Annotated in this window: 15 protein-coding genes; 7 read left to right on the top strand and 8 right to left on the bottom strand. The window is 59.7% G+C overall.

The window, feature by feature from the left end; translation table 11 throughout:
* Position 1: 1 nt before the first annotated feature.
* The 8 genes from HNQ39_RS00980 to HNQ39_RS00940 form a co-directional block, all read right to left on the bottom strand.
* Entirely contained in the window at positions 2–2,209 is a 2,208-nt protein-coding gene (locus HNQ39_RS00980) for a glycosyl hydrolase family 95 catalytic domain-containing protein (RefSeq protein WP_184192030.1), read from the bottom strand.
* A complete protein-coding gene (locus HNQ39_RS00975) occupies positions 2,206–3,195 on the bottom strand; it encodes an NAD(P)-dependent oxidoreductase (RefSeq protein ID WP_184192028.1) in 990 nt (329 codons plus the stop codon). The genes HNQ39_RS00980 and HNQ39_RS00975 overlap by 4 nt, the downstream gene beginning before the upstream one ends.
* The gene (locus HNQ39_RS00970; RefSeq protein WP_184192026.1) at positions 3,192–4,337 is read right to left on the bottom strand and encodes a Gfo/Idh/MocA family protein; all 1,146 of its coding nucleotides are present in this window, start codon (positions 4,335–4,337) and stop codon (positions 3,192–3,194) included. The genes HNQ39_RS00975 and HNQ39_RS00970 overlap by 4 nt, the downstream gene beginning before the upstream one ends.
* 1,271 nt (positions 4,338–5,608) lie before the next feature.
* Entirely contained in the window at positions 5,609–6,592 is a 984-nt protein-coding gene (locus HNQ39_RS00960) for a PD40 domain-containing protein (RefSeq protein ID WP_184192022.1), read from the bottom strand.
* A gap of 25 nt (positions 6,593–6,617) precedes the next feature.
* Complete coding sequence (locus tag HNQ39_RS00955; protein WP_184192020.1) at positions 6,618–7,913, bottom strand: TolB family protein; 1,296 nt, start codon at positions 7,911–7,913, stop codon at positions 6,618–6,620.
* 72 nt (positions 7,914–7,985) lie between these two features.
* Complete coding sequence (locus tag HNQ39_RS00950; RefSeq protein WP_184192018.1) at positions 7,986–8,513, bottom strand: hypothetical protein; 528 nt, start codon at positions 8,511–8,513, stop codon at positions 7,986–7,988.
* A 55-nt stretch (positions 8,514–8,568) separates the two neighbouring features.
* Positions 8,569–9,561 carry a glycosyltransferase gene (locus HNQ39_RS00945; RefSeq protein WP_184192016.1) on the bottom strand — a complete coding sequence of 331 codons (993 nt, stop codon included), beginning with the start codon at positions 9,559–9,561 and terminating at the stop codon, positions 8,569–8,571.
* A gap of 112 nt (positions 9,562–9,673) precedes the next feature.
* Positions 9,674–10,807 (bottom strand): alpha-amylase family protein, encoded by a 1,134-nt coding sequence (locus HNQ39_RS00940; RefSeq protein WP_184192014.1) that lies wholly within the window; start codon positions 10,805–10,807, stop codon positions 9,674–9,676.
* Between the two features lie 65 nt (positions 10,808–10,872).
* Here HNQ39_RS00940 and HNQ39_RS30465 point away from each other — a divergent pair, with 65 nt between their 5' ends.
* From HNQ39_RS30465 to HNQ39_RS00905, 7 genes are all read left to right on the top strand, one after another.
* Positions 10,873–12,516: a diguanylate cyclase gene (locus tag HNQ39_RS30465; RefSeq protein ID WP_184192012.1), complete on the top strand. Its 1,644-nt coding sequence runs from the start codon at positions 10,873–10,875 to the stop codon at positions 12,514–12,516.
* A 99-nt stretch (positions 12,517–12,615) separates the two neighbouring features.
* Entirely contained in the window at positions 12,616–13,884 is a 1,269-nt protein-coding gene (locus tag HNQ39_RS00930) for an RNA polymerase sigma factor (RefSeq protein ID WP_184192010.1), read from the top strand.
* A 42-nt stretch (positions 13,885–13,926) separates the two neighbouring features.
* On the top strand, positions 13,927–14,688 hold the full coding sequence (locus tag HNQ39_RS00925; RefSeq protein WP_184192008.1) for a DUF1559 family PulG-like putative transporter: 762 nt from the start codon (positions 13,927–13,929) through the stop codon (positions 14,686–14,688).
* Entirely contained in the window at positions 14,651–15,568 is a 918-nt protein-coding gene (locus HNQ39_RS29750) for an FAD-binding domain-containing protein (protein WP_221289728.1), read from the top strand. The genes HNQ39_RS00925 and HNQ39_RS29750 overlap by 38 nt, the downstream gene beginning before the upstream one ends.
* A complete protein-coding gene (locus HNQ39_RS00915; RefSeq protein WP_184192006.1) occupies positions 15,565–16,002 on the top strand; it encodes a hypothetical protein in 438 nt (145 codons plus the stop codon). The genes HNQ39_RS29750 and HNQ39_RS00915 overlap by 4 nt, the downstream gene beginning before the upstream one ends.
* The gene (locus tag HNQ39_RS00910; protein WP_184192004.1) at positions 15,999–17,459 is read left to right on the top strand and encodes a cryptochrome/photolyase family protein; all 1,461 of its coding nucleotides are present in this window, start codon (positions 15,999–16,001) and stop codon (positions 17,457–17,459) included. The genes HNQ39_RS00915 and HNQ39_RS00910 overlap by 4 nt, the downstream gene beginning before the upstream one ends.
* On the top strand, positions 17,456–18,544 hold the full coding sequence (locus HNQ39_RS00905) for a hypothetical protein (protein WP_184192002.1): 1,089 nt from the start codon (positions 17,456–17,458) through the stop codon (positions 18,542–18,544). The genes HNQ39_RS00910 and HNQ39_RS00905 overlap by 4 nt, the downstream gene beginning before the upstream one ends.
* Position 18,545 lies beyond the last annotated feature (1 nt).

Below are 18,545 nucleotides of genomic sequence, written 5' to 3'. Positions count from 1 at the left end.
CCTATTCTTCGGGCTGGAGATCCACGAGGGTGATGACCCCGCCCTTGCGTGTCTTGAGGACGCTCACCTGCTCGCCGACGCGAATGCGGCACTCGCCTGCGTTCTGCGAGACAATCGCAACGTCGGTGAGGACGCCGCCGCTCCACGCCAGGCTCACGAGGTAGCCGCCGCGGGCACGGAGCCCCGAGACCCTGCCCTCGGGCCACTGGGGCGGTAGTGCGGGAAGCAAGTGCAGCTCGCCCGCGTGGCTCTGGAGGAGCATCTCGCAGATCCCGCTCACCGCCCCGAAGTTGCCGTCGATCTGGAACGGCGGGTGCAGGTCGAAGAGATTGGGGGCGGTGCGCTCGGGGGTGAGCAGGCCTGCCAAGAGCGCGTGTGCCCGCTCGCCCTCGCCCAGCCGCGCCCAGAGGTTGAGCTTCCAGGCCAGGCTCCAGCCGGTCGCCATGTCCCCGCGCCGCTCCAGCGACTTGCGGGCCGCCCCCATGAGCAGGGCGCTCTCACGGGTGATCTGGTTGCTCGGAAAGAGGGCGTAGAGGTGCGAGACATGCCGGTGGTCCTGCTCCGGTGCCTCCAGGTCCCAGTCGTCGAGCCACTCCTGCAGCTGTCCCGCCTTCCCGATCTGGAGAGGAGGGAGCTTGGCGCGTGCTGTCCGCACTTTCACCACAAACTCCGGATCCCGCTTGAGAGTCTCCGCAGCACGGGCCACGCTCTCAAAGAGGTCCCCGATAATCTGGCTGTCCATCGCCGGCCCCGCACAGACACTCACGCCGGGGTGGTGGGCGTTCTCGGGGGAGACACTGGGGCAGGTGACCAGCCAACCGGTCTTGGGATCAGTCACCAGCGCATCCAGGAAGAACTCTGCCGCGCCACGCATGGTCGGGTAGTGGACAGCCAGGGTCTTCTTATCGCGGGTGAACTCGTAGTGGTCCCAGAAGCTCTTGCACAGCCACGCGCCCCCGCAGGGCCACATCCCCCAGAACGCCCCGTCCACGGGCGCGGTCCCCCGCCAGCCATCGGTGTTGTGGTGACAGACCCAGCCCCCCGCCCCGTACTGGGTGCGCGCCGTCCGTCGCCCGGACTCCGCCACCTCCTCGATCATCCGAAAGAGCGGGTCGTAGCACTCCAGCAGGTTGGCGGGCGCGGCGGGCCAGTAGTTCATCTCCGTGTTGATATTGACCGTGTACTTGCTGTCCCACGGCGGTGTCAGCGACTCGTTCCAGAGCCCTTGCAGGGTCGCGGGTGGGCCGCCGGGGTAGGAGCAGGAGATGAGCAGGTAGCGCCCGTACTGGAAGTGTAGCGCCGCCAGCGCCGGGTCGTTGCCCTGCGCGAAGCTCTGGACACGCACACTGGTGGGGAGCGCCGGCTCCGGTCCCAGCTCTAAGGAGACGCGCGAGTAGAGCTTCTGGTAGACCGCCAGGTGCGCCAGCCGCAGCCGCTCCCAGGACTTCTTCATCGCCCGAGAGAGAGCCTTGGCGTTCCAGGTCGCGGGATCGTCGGAGGTATCGTGCCAGTTGACATAGCTGGTCGCCATGGAGAGCAAGATCACCACGGAGCGCCCCCGGACAATCAGCTGGCCGTCTTCCGCGGTGATGACTCCATTGCCCTCGAGCTGCACCTGTGCCCGGGCCTCAAACGTGACCGTATCGCTCATCCCCGCCAGTAGCAGGGTCCTGCCCGACGCGCGGGTCTCGTGGGCCAGGTGCGGGCAGCTCATCGAGAGGCGCAGGTGCATCGGGGCGCTGGCGGTGAGGCGGAAGGCGATCACACCATCGGGCTGGCTGGCGAGCACCTCCCGCGTGTAGTCCACGCCTCCCTGGCGGTAGCGCACCCGGACGATGGCATCGTCGAGGTCCAGCTCCCGCTCGTAGCTCTCGATCTCGCTGCCCTGGGCCGGTGGCACAACAGTCAGCAGCAGGTTGCCCAAGGCCTGGTAGGGGCGCTGACGGAGCGGCTGGCCCATGAAGCGGGCATTGACCAGTGCCTGCGCCGCCGCGTACTCGCCGGAAAAGACCAGCTGGCGAATCTCGGGGAGGGCCTCCAGCGCATCGGGGTTGGCATCGTTGTGCGGCCCCCCGCCCCAGAGATCCCCGTGGTTGAGGGCCAAGCGCTCGCTATTGACCCCGCCAAAGACCATCGCCCCGATCGTCCCATTGCCAATCGGAAGCGCTTCGAGCCACTCTTGTGCGGGCTTGTCGTACCAGAGTCTCACGCCATTGTCTCCAGCATCTCCAGGCTCACGGCAAAGCGCAGGGGCACGCCCGCCTGCCAGCGCTCTAGCTCGTCGAGGCACCAGTCCGCCATCCGCCGGGTCTCGTCGTGGATGGAGCCCGCGATATGGCTACTAAGCCGCACATTGGGCAGCTCCCAGAGCGGCGATGTCGGCGGACAGGGCTCAGGGTAGACCACGTCCAGGAGCGCCGTGAGGTCCGGCCGAGCGCGAAAGACCTCCGCGAGCTCGTCCTCTTTCACCGTCAGCCCGCGCCCTGTGTTGATAAAGACCGCTCCGGGGCGGAGCTGCGCAAAGTGCGCTCCGGTCAGCATCCCGACGGTCTGCGCGTTGTTTGCCAGGTGGTTCGAGACCACAAAACCCCGTGCAAATGCCTCGTCGAGCCCCACTTTTTCCACACCCAATGCCACTGCCTCTTCCTTGCTTAAAAACGGATCAAAAACCAAGACCTTCACCGAAAACGGCTTCAGGAGCGCGATCACGCGCCGCCCAATCGCCCCCGCCCCGAGGAGTGCCACCTCCTCGCCGTAGCTCCCCGGCCCACGAAAGGCGCTGGCGGCGCTTCTGGTGGCATGGAGCTCCAGGCTATTGCGAAAGTACCCCTTGGTGCCCAGTAAGACCTGCGCCAGGGTGAACTCCGCCACGGGCACCGCGTTTGCCTGCCAGGCGCTCACCACCGTGATCCCCCGCTCTAGGAGGGGCCGTGCAAAGCCCTGCACCGAGCCCGCGGCATAGAACACCGCCGCGAGCCGCGGGAGTGCATCGAGCTGGGCGTCGGTGAGGCGAGGCATGCCCCAGGTGGAGACAATCACCTCCAGCTCGCCCAGCTCAGGGAGAGCCGAGTCGAGCTGCGTGGGGGCGATAATCTCGGGGCGGAGGGCCACAAGCTGCGCCAGCCTCTCGACACGCGGGGCATCGAAGAGGCGGCGGATCGTTTCGGGGGGGGCGAGAAAGGCGGCTGAGGTCACGGGGCGAGCGGGTCCAGCGCCACCCAGCGGCGCTCTTCCCAAGACTTTAGGCCCGCCTCGGCGAGCTGGACTCCCTTGGCACCCTCACGCAGGTCGTACTGCCAGGGGGTGTCTAGCACGACATGCTTCAAGAACATCTCCCACTGCACCTTGAACCCATTGTCCAGGATCTGGTTGGTCGGAACGGTCATCCAGTTCTCGTAGAAATCAATCGGGGAGTCGATATCGGGGTTCCAGACCGGACGCGGGGTCGCGCCGTAGGGCTGGATCGTGCAGCCACGGAGCCCCGCCACCGCGCTGCCCTTGGTGCCGTCTACCTGGAGTGTCAGGAGATCGTCGCGGCGCACCCGCACGGTCCAGCTAGAGTTGAACTGCGCGACCACACCGTTCTCCAGCTCAAACGTGGCGTAGGCGGAGTCGTCGGCGGTGCAGACATAGGGCTTCCCGCTCTCGTCGATGCGCTCCTTCACATGGGTCGCGCCCAGGCACGAGACTCCCTTCACCTCGCCAAAGAGGTTGTCCAGGACATAGCGCCAGTGGCAGAGCATGTCCACGATAATCCCGCCGCCGTCCTCTTTACGGTAGTTCCAGCTGGGGCGCTGGACCGGAATGGCATCGTGGCCGGTGTAGACCCAGTAGCCAAACTCGCCGCGTACGGAGAGAATCTCGCCAAAGAAGCCCGAGTCGATAAGGTTCTTCAGCTTCACCAGCCCTGGCAGAAAGAGCTTGTCCTGCACGACTCCCTGCTTGACCCCCGCCTTCTTGGCCGCCTCGTAGAGCGCATAGGCCTCCTCGGTGGTAGTCCCCGACGGCTTCTCGCAGTAGATGTGCTTGCCCGCGGCGATCGCCTTGAGGACGGCGGGAGCGCGTAGCTGGGTGAGCTGGGCATCGAAGTAGATCGGGTAGGCGGGATCCGCGAGGACGCCCTCAAGATCGGTGGTGTACTTCACGCCGCCCGCGCGCGCCGCCAGCTCCGCGAGCTTCTTTTCGTTGCGGCCCACGAGGATGGGATCGGGGACAATGCTCTCGCCATCGCCGATCTTGACACCGCCCTGGTCGCGGATCGCCACGATGGAGCGCAAGAGGTGCTGATTTGTCCCCATGCGCCCGGTGACGCCGTTCATGATTACCCCGATCTGCATACAAAACCCTTTCCGTGTCCGCCCCGTACCGAGGCGTCGTGAGATTTACGCAAGGATTGTATCGCAGACAAGCGGCCAATTTCAGCAACCGGTTTATATAAACTCAGAGGAAGATTCCTCCTCCTGTGCTTTTAGGGTGTTTTCGGTGGCCGTGGCACCAACCACTGGGGGTGTATTTCCGAGGCAGTGGTTGTGTGGGTTACGTTGACAGGCCCTGTTCCATTGGAATTTATCGTAAAGATGTCCCACGGTACCTCGTCGAGAGTGGCCCTGCGTCCTGCAAAGAGAAGCTTAGTACCGTCGGGTGACCAGCGGACAAACCCACGACGGAGTGGCTCCACCGTGATGGGGTGAAACCCTGTCCCATCCGCATTCATGATGTAAAGGTGAGTCACCGAGTTCTCGTGATTCCCTATTGCAACAATCGCTTTTCCGTTGGGCGACCACTGAGGAACGGACAGTCCGGGGATTGCTTCACTAGGCGAGCGTGGTACTATCGGCAAAACGGACTTTCCACTGCCATCTGCATTCATCACCTTAAGCTGAAGCCCACCACCACTGGAGTAAATGATCTTGTCACTTCTCGGCGACCAGCTAGGCGAGGCTACATTCTCCTCGTCATCAGTGGTTAGACGCTGGACAACTCTCCCATCCAAGCTAGATGTGAATATCTCACTGTGGGGTCTAGGTGTTGTTGCGACAATAGTATAGACAAGTTTCCGATCGTCGGGGGAGACATGCAAACTCCCTGCGGGGGTCGTTAGGATTCTTTTGGCGGGGCGTCCACGCTCCTGAGAATAGATCCCTTCCGTGTTTGAGTAGATCATCGTCTGTCCATCAGGAGTAAAAGCCAGACTTCGGAAAGTTCCAATGGGTGTAGGGGTTCCCCATAGATCCTGATCGTCGGTACCGTCCTGTTTGATCGAGCGAATCGAGTTTATGCCCGAGCTCACTCTCATCACATAAGCGATACGGGGTGCCTCGGAGATCGGTAGTCCGATTTGCGGTGTTCGGGCCTTGGCTTGGAAAAGCAAGGCTCCTCCAAGGAGGGTGATGACAGTAAATAGATAGTGTTTTTTCATCGCTTAAAGATGTAGCCCTGACAGTGGCACCAAGAACCAGAAATGTGCGGGCTCCCTTTCTCGTCTGCCCCGACCGTGTCTGTGGGGGGAGCTTTCCACCAAACAGATCGGGGCTGTAGAGCGTGCTGGAACTGTCTTCCCGCACAACACGATTGGCGTTGCCGGGAGTCGCAAGCACAATCCCCAATGCTACCGTCTCGTAAGAAACCAACAAGCCCTTGTTTCGGAGATATCCGAGGTATTCGTCAGGTTCGTCAGACGTCTCCCATCGGATTCCATCACAAAGATATCATCATACGACGTGGAAGGTGTGTAGTTACGACGGCAAAAAGAGAGCTGTGCCCCATTGGGCGACCAGCGGAGAGAGTTGTATAGAAAATCCCCACTTGTCAGCTTGATCTGCCCTGTTCCATCCACATTCATGACATAGATTTGTTCCGCATGGGGGCGAGCCTCGGGGGGAAGATCCAGTGCCGTTCCCACAAATGCAATTCGTCTTCCATCAGGGGACCATACCGCGCCGTCGTAGCGCATCCGGGGCACGGCAACATCTTCCGTCAACCTACGTCGCCCACTCCCATCTGCATTAATAACGACTAGACCATGCCAGCCAAGGGGATCACTGGTAAAGATAATCTTTTTCCCATCGGGGGACCAGGAAGGATTGACATCATTTTTGGGATCATTGGTAACACGCACCTCCCCTGTCCCATCCAAGTCAGACGTGAAGATATCGATCCCACCCGCTCTACCAACATCTTTCGTGTAGAGAAGCTTTCGGCCATCGGGCGAGACACTGAGGCGATCCACCGTGCCCATGATCCTACGGGGTTCTCTTCCACGCTCCTGTGTATAAGTTCCCTCGCTGATCGAGTAAATAAATGTCTGCCCATTCGGGGTGAAGGTGAAGCTGATGGTATTGCTTGTACTGAGTGGGGCACGCATCCCCCAAAGAAAATCATTTTCCGTTCCATCTGGTTTTACACTGCGCAGTGTATGATTAAACGGCGGCCCTCCACGCGGATCGGGGGTTCGAAAGGCTAGTCGCCAATCTTCCGAATAGGGAAGAGGGTCACGCCTAACAATGCCTTTCTGATGTGCCTTGGCCTGAAGAAGCAAGCCCCCTGCGAGTAGGGAGAAGGCTAGAGTTATATTGACTGCAAAACGTTTCATTTGTATTTCCTCTCGAACGGTTTTCCTACCGTACCAGTCGTCCTAGCGGAACAATCGGTGCTTTCCACTTAGGGGATTCTTCGGAGATGCTGGGGGTGTTGGTCAGATTGATCTGGTGGGTTCCGTCCGCATCCATGAGAAAGATATCGGTTTTCGCTGTACTAGCGCCTCCCATTTGTTTCACATACAGGATCTTTCTCCCATCGGGGGACCAGCATGGGTTCGCGTGAAGGAGTGCCTCAGTGGTTAGCTGTCGAGGCGATGTTCCGTCAGCGTTCAGGGTATAGATTTGGTAACTGGCCATGGTACCAATTGTTGTGTAGCCAATGGCGACAATCTTAGAGCCATCTGGAGACCATTTCCCACTGGAGAAATTGATCCGATCATGTACGGTAAAACTATCCTCCGTAATCGCATGTTTCCCGCTCCCGTCGGCCTCCATAATCATGAGCTTTGTAAAAACGGAAGAAAGGTTTGACTGTGAATAGAGAATCTTGCGCCCATCGGGAGACCAGCAAGGTTTAGTCTCTGATAGTGTTCCACCACTTGTTAGTTGCCGCTCGCCCGTTCCATCAATGTTACATACATAAATATCCATGTCGAATGAAGCTGCTGTGCGTGTATAGACCAGCTTGCGTCCATCTGGGGAAACATTTATGTTGCTAATGAGCGTGGGCATAATCCTGGTACGTGCACGACCAGCCGTCTGCACATAGGTGCCATCAAAGGCAGAATAAACCACGGTATTGCCATCGGGAGTGAGTGCATAGTCTATGCCAGTATAGCCCTCATTGGTTAGGGAAATTCGTGTTCCAAAAAGATCTACGGCAGCGGTACCGTCGGATCTCATCGAGCGAATAACGTAGTTGCGAGATCCGCCGCGTGGGTCGGGTCCTAGAAAAGCGATGCTCCACTCATTGAGCATTCTTCCTATATCTCGGACAGGATCGCTAGGGGGAGGCACTTGCGCCATGGCAGGAACCAGTAGTCCTCCACCCAAAATACAGGTGGCCGCAAGAGATATCATTCTTTTTGTTTTCAACAGAACTTCCTCAATTCGTACTTTATAGCGTTCTTTGTTGCCAGTAATATACTTAGCAACGTCGATTCGTTGGTTTGTAGACGCGACATGATAGCATAGCGTGACATCCTCAGGTGATTTTAGGAAGTGGAGTTTCTCACTGCTATCGCCACGAACGAGGAGCCATCTAGTAGGATGACGTCCTTCGCCGTTGACAATTCTCTCTTCGTAGAGCAGCCACTTTCCATTTTGCGAAGGAGTTGATGTATCGCGATAAGCAGCGGCCCGCCGTTGTGGCAAGACCCATGAATGGGCCTCTGAGATTTACTTAGGGATTGTATCGCAGACAAGCGGCCAATTTCAGCAACCCGTTTATTTCCCGAGCGGCAAGGCGTAGACTTCGTGGGAGTGATACGAGGCAGACTTAAGAAGATAAACCCAGTCTCTCTCAGGGGACCAAGAGAGAATCGACCAGGCGGGGTCCTTGGAGGCAGGGGCGGTCGCCACACAGCGTGGTTTCTCACCCGTGGTAGAGAGCAACCAAAACTCACGGTGCTCTTTTTTCCAGGCATCCCCTAAGAGAGCCGACCAGGTATCGGGATCGGGCAGGTCATAGTTCTTGACTCGCAAGACCACGAAGGTGCGCCACCCTACGCCGTAGGAGTGCGATCTCCAAGCCTCGACCTTCGCCCCAGCACGCCCCGGCACCACAGGCACTCTCGCTTTATAGGGATAGTCAGACACACCGTAGCGCAGTATCCCTGACCGGTCTGCATCCGTGAAAGAAATGCGACGCGCCACTTGGTCAATATCGCGCGGCATCGCCTGCCAGAGCGCAAGAGCAGTAACAAGAGCAACAAACCCCAGGGCGGCAAGGACGAGCTTGGTGCGGGTTTTCATAATTAAAGACCTTGCGACTTCCCCCCAGGATACCAATTACACATTCAAAATAAAATCACAAAACACCTTTATTTTTGACTATATCTAAAACACTACTAATATAGTAACGGGAAATTTGATCGCGATGAAGGTAACGATCAAAATATTCACGGGCATTATTTTGTATTTTTTTTCGCTCTAAATCATTATTCAAATAATAATGACAAATATCAACAAGGTTTGAGAAATCAGGTTCACAATAAATAATGTTTTTACCATGTATCAGTGGCTCATGCATTTTTGTACGATGAGGATAACTAACGACACAAGCTCCTATCGACAAATAGTCGACTAATCGAAAACAAAAATCACCATTACCGGGTAAATCAATGCATATCTTAGAGTTCGAGGCCTCTATTAAAGAGGCGCTATGTCGTATTAACGTAGCACTTACCTCGTAAGAAAATTTCTGTTGCACATTAAGTATATCAATAGCTTTCTTCCGAATATCACTAGCATAACGCATGCCGAATCGACCATAAACATCTCGCTTATCGTTCATACTATCAATATTAGAACGCAAAAAAGGAATATATTTATACACATGCGGGGAATTATTCGTATAACCACCCGGCACTATTCTTTTATCTAAGTAACCATCCCGATTAAACTGCATTTTAAAATAACATATTGAACAATCCAGGGCTTCATTATTAATATTTTCCATATAATCAGAGAAATCAAATGTTACAAAATAGGATTTTTCCATGTATTCAATCCTAATTACAACACAAGCATCTCTATTCATAATATTTAAACCTGCATCGTGTGTTGTCTTAAAAATCTTTTTCATAGACCAAAACATATGCTGAACCCAAGGCATAGATTCCTGCATCGTTTTCATCTCAGGAAAGAAGATATGTGTATGAGAAGCATCATCATTATCTATATTCCATGTAAAATCAGAAACAATGGAACTATCTTTACCCATCCTCATAAACAATTCTGCTTTTATGTCATTATAATTATTAAATACATTCCTCACTCGCTTAAGATCATATTTATTCATTTATTTCCCATCCCCAGTATTAACATCTAAAAAATACCTATAAATCTCAATAATTAACAATTCATAGCATTTGCAATACTTATAACTAATGAATGACAACATGATATTTATCCTAGGTAATCGCTCCACTTGACGGGTTAATTCTACCTTCTACAAGCAACAAGTCGCCGTCGCCGGGGGGGACGGTGTGGGTCTTGCTGACTTTTCCCGTGGCGGCGCTCTTGTGCGGGACATCGAGCTGGATCTCAAATGGCTTGGCATCGGGGAGGACACAGACCACGCGGCCTCTGTCAAAGTCCCGGTACCAGCCGAGGGGGTGGCCACGCTCCGCCATTCCGAGCGGTGTGCCGCGCTCTAGGGGCTTGCCCAGGGACTTGTTCCAGAAGTCGTACCAGCGGTGCAGGTGGTCGGGCTTGGGCAGGCTGTTGGGGTCGGAGAAGAGGCAGTAGCCATCCGAGAGGCAGAGAGTCAGGGTCGAGACCAGCCGCATGAGCTGGCGATCGTCGCGGCTCTTGTGCCACCAGCTCTCCACACAGTTGATGCGCGGCTGGCGCAGGTTTTTCTGGGCCCACTCCAGGGTCGTGGCGATCCGCCGCCAGTCCGCCGGGGTCTGGCTACGGTAGCACTCCATGAAAAAGCCATTGACCAGCGGCGCGGTGCGCGGGGTCTGCCGGTCGTTGGCATTGGCAAGGATCAGCGCCCCCGGCCCAATCGCCTCACGTACCGCTCGTGCCAGCGCCAAATGGTCGTCGTCGTCGTCCCACCAGTCGAGCATCACGCCATCGACAGCGCCGCTCGCGACCGCCGCCTTCGCTTGGGTCGCCACTTGCTGACGGAACGCGGGACTCGCGAAGTCCAGCAGAAAGTAGCCGCCCTCTTCCCAGCCTGGCACCCGCTTGCCGTCCTTGCCGCGCTTCCACCACGGATGGTCCTCGGGGAGGTAGCTCGTGTGGGCATCCCGGTAGCGAATCTCGGCGATCAGCACGGTGTTGGGGTTGCGAAACAGTAGCGCGGCGCGGCGCTTCTGCGCGGCTAAAACACTCTCGGGCGTGAAGCCCTCCGCCAGCCCGGTGGGCTGCTTGCTCCAGCGCAGGCCAAAGAACTCCGGGCTATGGAAGATCAAGTCATGGCGTGCCAGCATCGCGTCCGCCCCGACACCCGCAGGCTCATCGGCGGGGTTCCAGGCCTGAAACACCGACGGAAACCCCCGGTCGGCGATGCGGCGCTGCAGTGGCTTCTCACTCATGGGTCATTGTAACACGGGTACCTCTTTGCTTTTTTGCTAGCCTCTCCAATAATAGTGGTATCGAAGTGGACACGTTAGACACACTGCTTCAGCAAGCCCGCAGCCTCGCTCGGAGCGCTCCCGAGGAGTCCCTCGCGCTCGCCTACCGGGCACGCCCCCTCTGTGAGACTGCCGACCAGCACGCCCAGGTGCTACGCCTCCTCACACAGGTAAGCTTTGAGCTGGGGCGTGCCACCGAGTCGGAGCAGCTCCAAGCCGAGCTAGAGGCGCTCTTGCCTTCCTGCTCCCCCGCGGTTCAAGCACGCTGCAAGAGCGGGCTAGGCTGGGTGTGCTACCTCAAGAGTGACTACGCTCAGGCTCTCACTCTCACCCGCGAGGCACTCGATGCCCTCAGCCACTACGGCGAGACCGAGGGGGAGCTCTGGGCACGCAACAACCTGGCTTCTATCTATACCTCCCTCGGCTCACCCGACAAAGCCCTGGCACTCTATATCGAGAACCGCACCCGGAGCCAAGCCTGCGGAAATCGCCTGATGGAGGGCGGCTCCCTTCTCAATATCTGTATACTCCACAACGCCAACGCGGACTACCCTGCCGCACTAGACACAAGCCTGGAGAGCCTGGCTATCCTCGAAGAGAGCAACGACAGCTATGCCAAGGTCATGGTTCGAGCGCAGGTTATCAGCGCACTTCTCGGGCTGGGACGCCATGCGGAGGCACTCTGGCGCAGCGACGAGCTCCTGGGGCTTCCTCAGCCACTCCCGATGATCTCTGCGCTGGTTCACTGGCAGCGGGCACGGGTTTTCCAAAGCTGTCAGGCGTTTGATAAGGCGCTAGAAGCGGCGGACACCGGCCTTGGTTTTGTCGCCAACAATCCGGGAGAGGAGCGGTTCTTTCTTCTTAGTGAGAAAGCGCAGGCACTGGAGGGGCTCGGGGAGCTTAGAGAGTCCGCACGACTGCTCCGAGAGATTCTAAGGAACAGTGAGCGGCTTCGGCTAGAGACAAACAACAGCTCCCTCCTCGAGATCGCGGCGCGGGTTGCGGAGAAGCGCGGGCGCTACAAAGAGGCACTCGACTACCATAAAAAGCTCCATGCCTCAGAGCGCGCGCGGCTCGCCTCCCGCAGTGAGAACCAGCGTATTCTCTTCTCCGTCGAGCTACAGCTGGAGAAAGCGCGGCGAGAGGCGGAGCAGGAGCGAGCCCGAAGCCAGCAGCTGGAGCAAGAGGCCGCACGCGATGGAATGACAGGGCTCTACAACCACGCGACCTTTCAAAAGCTCCTCCGTGAAGCGTGCCAGACAGGGATGCTCAGCTTGGTTCTGCTCGATGTCGATCACTTCAAGAGCTACAACGATACCTACGGCCACCCCGCAGGAGACACGCTTCTCAAAGAGCTGGCCGCGCTTCTGACCGAGCAGCTGCGCACCGATGATATCCTTGCCCGCTACGGGGGCGAGGAGTTTGCTGTGATCCTGCCCGGAAAGAGCCTTGCCCTTGCCTACCAGGTCGCGGAGCGCCTGCGTGGCACCGTGGCCACCTGTCCGCGGCTGGCGCACCCGGTGACCATCAGTGTGGGAGTGGCCGCGACGCCGCCGCTCCCGCCCGAGCCGAGCCTGCTTCTCGAGGCAGCCGACCGTGCGCTCTACCAGGCCAAGCACTTGGGGAGAGATAAAGTCGAGGTCGCAGAGGGGCACGGCAAGTTCCGCTAGAGCAACTGCCACCGCACGACTTGAAACAAATCCCTCACACGTGGGATCTTTTTTGTGCGGTTTGTGTGGCGAGTGGACACCGCCTCGACGGAATGCTCTATGCGAACTTTGACCGACCAAGAACTACTGCGGCGCTACGTGCGCCAGCGCTCCGCCGAGGCGTTTGGGGAGCTGGGGAGGCGCTATGCCAACCTGGTATTCTCGGCCTGCCTGCGCGAGACGCACGACCGCACGCTCGCCGAGGACGCCGCGCAGGCAGTGTTTTTGCTACTCTCTCAGAAAGCCCACACCCTCCGCGACCCGAAGAAGCTCCCGAGCTGGCTCTTCTCCGTTGCCGTACTCACCAGCAAGAACCTCATGAAGGCTGAGCGCCGCCGCGCGGGCTACGAGGAGGCTTTTGCCAAAGAAGCCGCCGTGGTGACGCCTGCTGTGGACGTCGGCGAGGTGCTCCCCGAGCTAAATACCGCACTGACTCAGCTGAGGCCCGCCGAGCAAACCGCGATCCTGCTGCGCTTTATGGAGCAAAAGAGCCTGACGGAGGTGGGCGAGGCACTGGGAGTAAGTGAGAACACGGCGCGGATGCGGGTGAATCGCGCCTTGCAGAAGCTCCAGCAGCGGCTGGGTAAGCTTGGAGTGACGGTCTCCGTTGCAGCACTCAGCCTCGCTCTGGAGCGAGAGAGCGCCGCTCACACCGCCCCGGAGACACTAGTAGCCTTCACCGCGCAGATCGGCGCGGAGGGAATGATCGCAGGAACCGGCAAGGCGGTCTTGCTCACACAACGAATAGACCATCAGCTCCAAGTTGCAAGCCAGCGACACCGAGGACGCGCACTCACGGCAGGGTTGCTCCTAGTCGGAGTCTGCGCTCTCGGGGGGCATCTCGTGACCCAGTCCCCTACAGACTCCCGGCTTCAGCTCGCGCTTGCCGCCCAGGGAAACGCAGTCTTTGCCCCGCTGGCGGGCACCTGGGATGGGACGCTGGAGTACACCCGTAATGGGAGCCGTGAGCGCAGTCGCATTCCCGTTCGCGCCGCGATCTCTGTAGGAGCCAATGTGCTTCAGTGGCAGAATAAAACGAGGGAGGATCTTCCCATCGCGCAGCCGGGTCAGACGCTCTATCTCGATTACGGGGGGGGTGTCTCGCTGACCAACGGGGGGCTCGCCCAGCCCGCACAAGAAGTGTCGCAGCTAGTAGAGTTCACGAAAAAAAGCAGTGGCACGTTTATCTTGCTCGTCACCCACCCGACCCAGGAGATGCGCTACACGTTTACACTTCAGGGCAATACGCTGGAGTGTCTTTGGGAGAGACGCAACCCGGATCGCTCGTTTGAGCGGATGAACTACTGGACTCTCACGCGGAAAAAATAACTACTTTTGTGCGATCTGGTGAGCGTCAAGACACTCTATAACATGAAACGAACCTTTACACTGATTGAGCTTCTCGTTGTGATTGCCATTATTGCGATTCTGGCAACGATCCTTTTTCCTGTCTTCAACCAAGCACGCGAAAAGGCGCGGCAGACCACCTGCCTCTCCAATATGAAGCAGCTCGGAGTCGCCACACTGATGTACGCGCAGGACTACGACGAGCGCTTTCCCGGCTTTATCACGACACCTCCGATCAACGGGGGGACAGAGCTGATCATCCCCTACGATAGGCAGATTATTGCCTATGTCAAGAACGATGCGGTCTTCCAGTGCCCCAGCGATGGGCTCTACCGCGCCTCGGTGAGCGTCTGGGACGGCAACTACGCCCGCAACCCCAAGCCGCGCTCGTATAGCATTGCTGCCAATCTGGTTACAGAAAACAGTGCGCGGCAGAAGAAAGAGACCGATGAGAACACGGGCATTGTGGAGGCAGCACTGGCAGAGCTGGAGATGCCAACGGAGACCATAATGCTCACCGAGTCTTGGGCGGCGAATGTAGGGTGGCTCCGCAACGACAGCACACTGGGAGGAATCAGCGGCTCACTCCTCACGGGCTGCGATTTCTGGAAGCTGGCAGGCAGACCCAAGGGCACAGACCGGCTCACAGGCTGCGACTTCAGCGATGCTCCCACACGAGGCCACCATAACAAAGGCGTCTATGTCTTCACCGACGGCCACGTGAAAGCGCTCGACTGGCAGCAGGTCCGTGCCAACGACTTTCGGCTGTTCTGGCGGAAAAAGTAGCTTTATCGGGAACGGGCAGTGCGGCTGGGTCGTTGGGTTTGGCGTGGAGCTAGACCTACCCTCAGACCTAACAAACCGTGAGAAAGCCGCGCCAGCACTCGCTCAGGCACTCGCGGGCTGCTTTGTGGGCCCTCCGATCCCGTCGCCGATTGTCGGAGGGCGGCGGACGGGCCTCCAGAAGCTGCGAGTCTTCAATGCCCAGAGCTACGCGGCCACACGCAACGAGGTGGGCGAGCACTCCGGTGTCTCCCAGCTCTCCCCCTACATCCGCCACGGCTGCCTCACGCTCCCCGAGGCCAAGGCGCACGTGGTCTCGCAGCTCGGGGTGGCGCACTCGGTGAAGTGGATTCAGGAGCTCGCCTGGAGGCAGTTCTGGCAGCTGCTCTACACCCGCGACGGCGAGAAGATCTACGACAACTACGAGGAGCCGAAGGTGCCTCTGGGGTGCCAGAGCGCCCTCCCCGACGATATCGCCGCGGCACAGACCGGGCTGCGCTGCATGGACCTGCCCCTGGAGCAGCTCTACACCACCGGGTACCTGCACAACCACGCCCGGATGTGGGTCGCCTCGTACCTGATCCACCACCGCAAGCTCGACTGGCGGGTCGGGGCGCGGCTCTTTCACACGTTCTTGCTCGACGGAGACCCGGCGTCCAATACCCTCTCCTGGCAGTGGATCGCCTCGACTTTCTCTAGCAAGCCGTATATCTTCAACCGCGAGAACGTCGAGAGGTTCAGCCGGGAGCGGGACTCGGGCGAGACCCTGTGCACGGGCTGCCCCGCCGCACAGGCAAAGAGCTGCCCCTTTGAGGGATCGTACGAGGCCCTGGAGCGACGGCTCTTCGGAAGCACGCAACCACGGGAGCGGAGGCGGCGATGATTGTCTGGCTACACGCGGAGCACCTCTCGGAGGAAAACCCCGCGCTCCAAGCCCATCCCCAAGCCCCCGCGGCCTTTGTCTTTGACCAGCCGGCGCTCTTGCAGGAGCCCCTCGCCTTCACGCGCCTCTTCTTTGTTTATGAGTGTGTCGCCGAGGTCTTTGCCACGCGCTCAGGGCCGACCCACCTGCGCCTCGGGGCCGTCCCCGATGAGCTCGCAGCGCTCGCGGCGCTCTACCAGACCCGCTCGATCGTGACCACCTTCGCCCCCGGCGCACGCTTTGCCGAGCAGGTCGCGGCGCTAGAGGCCAAGGGGCTGAGTGTCACTGTCTTGGCCGTCCCCTACCTGGTCGCCTACGATGCGAGCCGGGTTCCGAGCCGTTTCTCTGCCTGGTGGCGCGAGGTCGAGAAGCAGGCCTTGGAGAGCGCCCCGTGACCCTCTTGATCCTAGGCGACCAGCTCTCGACCGATTATCTTGCCGCGCTAGGAGGCATCCCCGGACAAGACACTCTCCTGATGGTGGAAGACCCCGCTCTAGTCGCGCGGCGGCCCTACCACCGCAAGAAGCTCGTCTTGGTCTGGTCCGCGATGCGCCACTTTGCCCAGGAGTGCCGCGCCGCCGGGTGGGCCGTGGACTACCGACGCGGCGGCTCGCTGGCGGAGTGCTTGGCACCGCTCGACGGTGCGTGTGTCTGCATCCAGCCCCGTGAGAAAGGGATCCGTAGCCTGCTCCAGGCACACCGCGTTCGCACGGTCCCCGACCCGTACTGGGGGGTGAGCCCCGATGCGTTTTCCGCCTTGCTCGCGGCGCACCCCCACCCCAAGCTCGAGGACTTCTACCGCTGGCGGCGGCGCACCACGGGGATTCTCATGGAGGGAGGGAAGCCAATCGGTGGCGCATGGAACTACGACAAAGAGAACCGCAAGCCCTTCCCCAAGACCCACCAGCCTATCGCGCACTTCACGGTCCCCCCCGATGCCCTCACCCAGGAGGTCATGGCGGAGGTGGCTGCTCTCCCGGGCCTCACCGGCTCGGTCGAGGGCTTTGATATGCCCGTCACCCGCACCGACGCACAAGCGCTCCTGGCGGACTTTATCGCGCGGCGGCTCGCCCTCTTTGGCCCCTACGAAGACGCGATGAGCGCACAGGACCCCTACGGCTACCACTCGCTGCTCTCGCTCCCGCTCAATCTCTCGCTCCTCTCGCCGCAGGAGTGCCTCCAAGCCGCACAGGAGGCTCTTGCCCAGAACGCCGCGCCCCTTGCCTCCGTGGAGGGGTTTGTGCGGCAGATTCTCGGCTGGCGCGAGTTTCTCTACCACCTCTACGAAGCCTTCCCGGGCGACTACCACGCGGCCAATGCCCTCGGGCACCACCAGCCCCTGCCGGAGTTTTACTGGAGCGGCGACACTCCGATGCAGTGCCTGAGCCACGTGATCAAGCAGGTGCTAGAGAGCGGCTACAGCCACCATATCGAGCGCCTGATGGTGCTGGGCAACTTTGCGCTCCTTGCAGGCGTGAGCCCACGCGCGCTCAATGAGTGGTTCTGGTGCTGCTATCTCGATGCCTACGACTGGGTTGTCACCCCCAATGTGATCGGGATGAGCCAGTTCGCCGATGGCGGCTGGGTGGCGACCAAGCCCTACATCGCCAGCGGTGCCTATATCGCCCGGATGAGCAACTACTGCAAGGGCTGCGCCTTCGACCCGAAAGACGCCACCAGCGAGCGTGCCTGTCCCTTCACGACGCTCTACTGGGCTTTTCTCATCGAGCGGGAGGCGGAGGCACCGCTCTCGGGGCGCATGGCACAGAACTACTTCGGCCTGCGCGGGAAATCTGCCCAGGAGCGCGCGGCGATCCTGGAGCGTAAGAAAGGACTACACAAACTGCTATGAGCTATGCTCGCGCACGCCTCTGGCTGGGAATCACGGGGGTGGGAACCCTGGTGACCCTCGCGGCCTTGCTGCTTCTGTTCCAGTTCCCCCAGCGGTTTCTCCTCACGGAGCCCGCCGCGTTTTTCACGGAGCTGCAGCAGCTCTTTTTTGTCTTTGTCGGCTACGTCGCGCTCAGTGCTCCCTTCGACTTCTTCGGGGGCTATGTCCTGCCCCATGAGTTTGGACGGAGCCAAGAGAGCTTTGCACGGTTCTTTCCGCGCTGGCTACGGGGTGTCGTACTACACAGCGGGCTCTTGCTTGGCTTTGGGCTTTTGCTCCTTCATGCTGCCCGTGTGGGCGGCACTCTCCTGGCGCTCGGGGCGTTCTGCGGGCTCCAGCTTGCCTTGCTGCTGCTCCAGCCCCTTCTGGCACAGGGGATCGGGGGGCTGCGCTCCCACGGGGCAGCTTCGGCCTCGGGCGGGGGGCACTACTTCACCGGGGGAATCACGGGTCTTCCAGGGCGCGAGCGCGTTCTGATCCCGCAGCACTGGGAGGAGACCCTCACGCCCGAGCAGCTCCAGGTGGTTCTCCTGCGCCGACGCGGTGCCGTGCAGACCGGCGCACGGACCCGCGGCCTACTCCTCGCCTTCGGGTGGAACCTGGCGGGCTTTAGCCTCGCGCTGGCGCTTGCAGGTGGGCTGGGCGCGGTGAGCCAGCTCGTGACCGTGAGCCTCGGGTCTACGCTCTGGTCGTTTCTGGGAGTGCTCCTGCTCCCCGCGCCGTCGCAGCGCGGGGTCATTGAGGCTGATCAGTACGCCCTTAAAAACGGCGCGAGCCGGGAGGTCTTAGAGAGCGTGATCCGCCAGCTAGACACGCTTCAAGATGACGAGCCGGCGCGTAGCGAGCGAGTGGAGCGGATTTTTCACCCGCTCCCCTCCGTGCGACGACGGCTCCAGCACCTGGACAGCCCCAGCACCGGGTACGGAGCGTGGCACGGAGCCCGCATGGCGCTCTACTTTTCCTGGGCCGGCCTTGGCCTGCTCTCCCGCGCCGTGCACTGCAACGCTGGCCGACCCGATGTCTGGGTCTTCCTGCCGAGCGACTAAA

The sequence above is a fragment of the Armatimonas rosea genome, from assembly GCF_014202505.1.
GTDB lineage: Bacteria > Armatimonadota > Armatimonadia > Armatimonadales > Armatimonadaceae > Armatimonas > Armatimonas rosea.
Note: the sequence above shows the minus strand (reverse complement) of the source record. Positions and strands in the feature narration are given on the sequence as shown.

What these genes read in the sequence shown, in the direction of transcription:
- HNQ39_RS00970 (WP_184192026.1), bottom strand. Translation starts at nt 4,337, where the DNA reads ATGCAGATCGGGGTAATCATGAACGGCGTCACCGGGCGCATGGGGACA.
- HNQ39_RS00960 (WP_184192022.1), bottom strand. Translation starts at nt 6,592, where the DNA reads ATGAAACGTTTTGCAGTCAATATAACTCTAGCCTTCTCCCTACTCGCA.
- HNQ39_RS00950 (WP_184192018.1), bottom strand. Translation starts at nt 8,513, where the DNA reads ATGAAAACCCGCACCAAGCTCGTCCTTGCCGCCCTGGGGTTTGTTGCT.
- HNQ39_RS00945 (WP_184192016.1), bottom strand. Translation starts at nt 9,561, where the DNA reads ATGAATAAATATGATCTTAAGCGAGTGAGGAATGTATTTAATAATTAT.
- HNQ39_RS00940 (WP_184192014.1), bottom strand. Translation starts at nt 10,807, where the DNA reads ATGAGTGAGAAGCCACTGCAGCGCCGCATCGCCGACCGGGGGTTTCCG.
- HNQ39_RS00930 (WP_184192010.1), top strand. Translation starts at nt 12,616, where the DNA reads ATGCGAACTTTGACCGACCAAGAACTACTGCGGCGCTACGTGCGCCAG.
- HNQ39_RS00925 (WP_184192008.1), top strand. Translation starts at nt 13,927, where the DNA reads ATGAAACGAACCTTTACACTGATTGAGCTTCTCGTTGTGATTGCCATT.
- HNQ39_RS00915 (WP_184192006.1), top strand. Translation starts at nt 15,565, where the DNA reads ATGATTGTCTGGCTACACGCGGAGCACCTCTCGGAGGAAAACCCCGCG.
- HNQ39_RS00905 (WP_184192002.1), top strand. Translation starts at nt 17,456, where the DNA reads ATGAGCTATGCTCGCGCACGCCTCTGGCTGGGAATCACGGGGGTGGGA.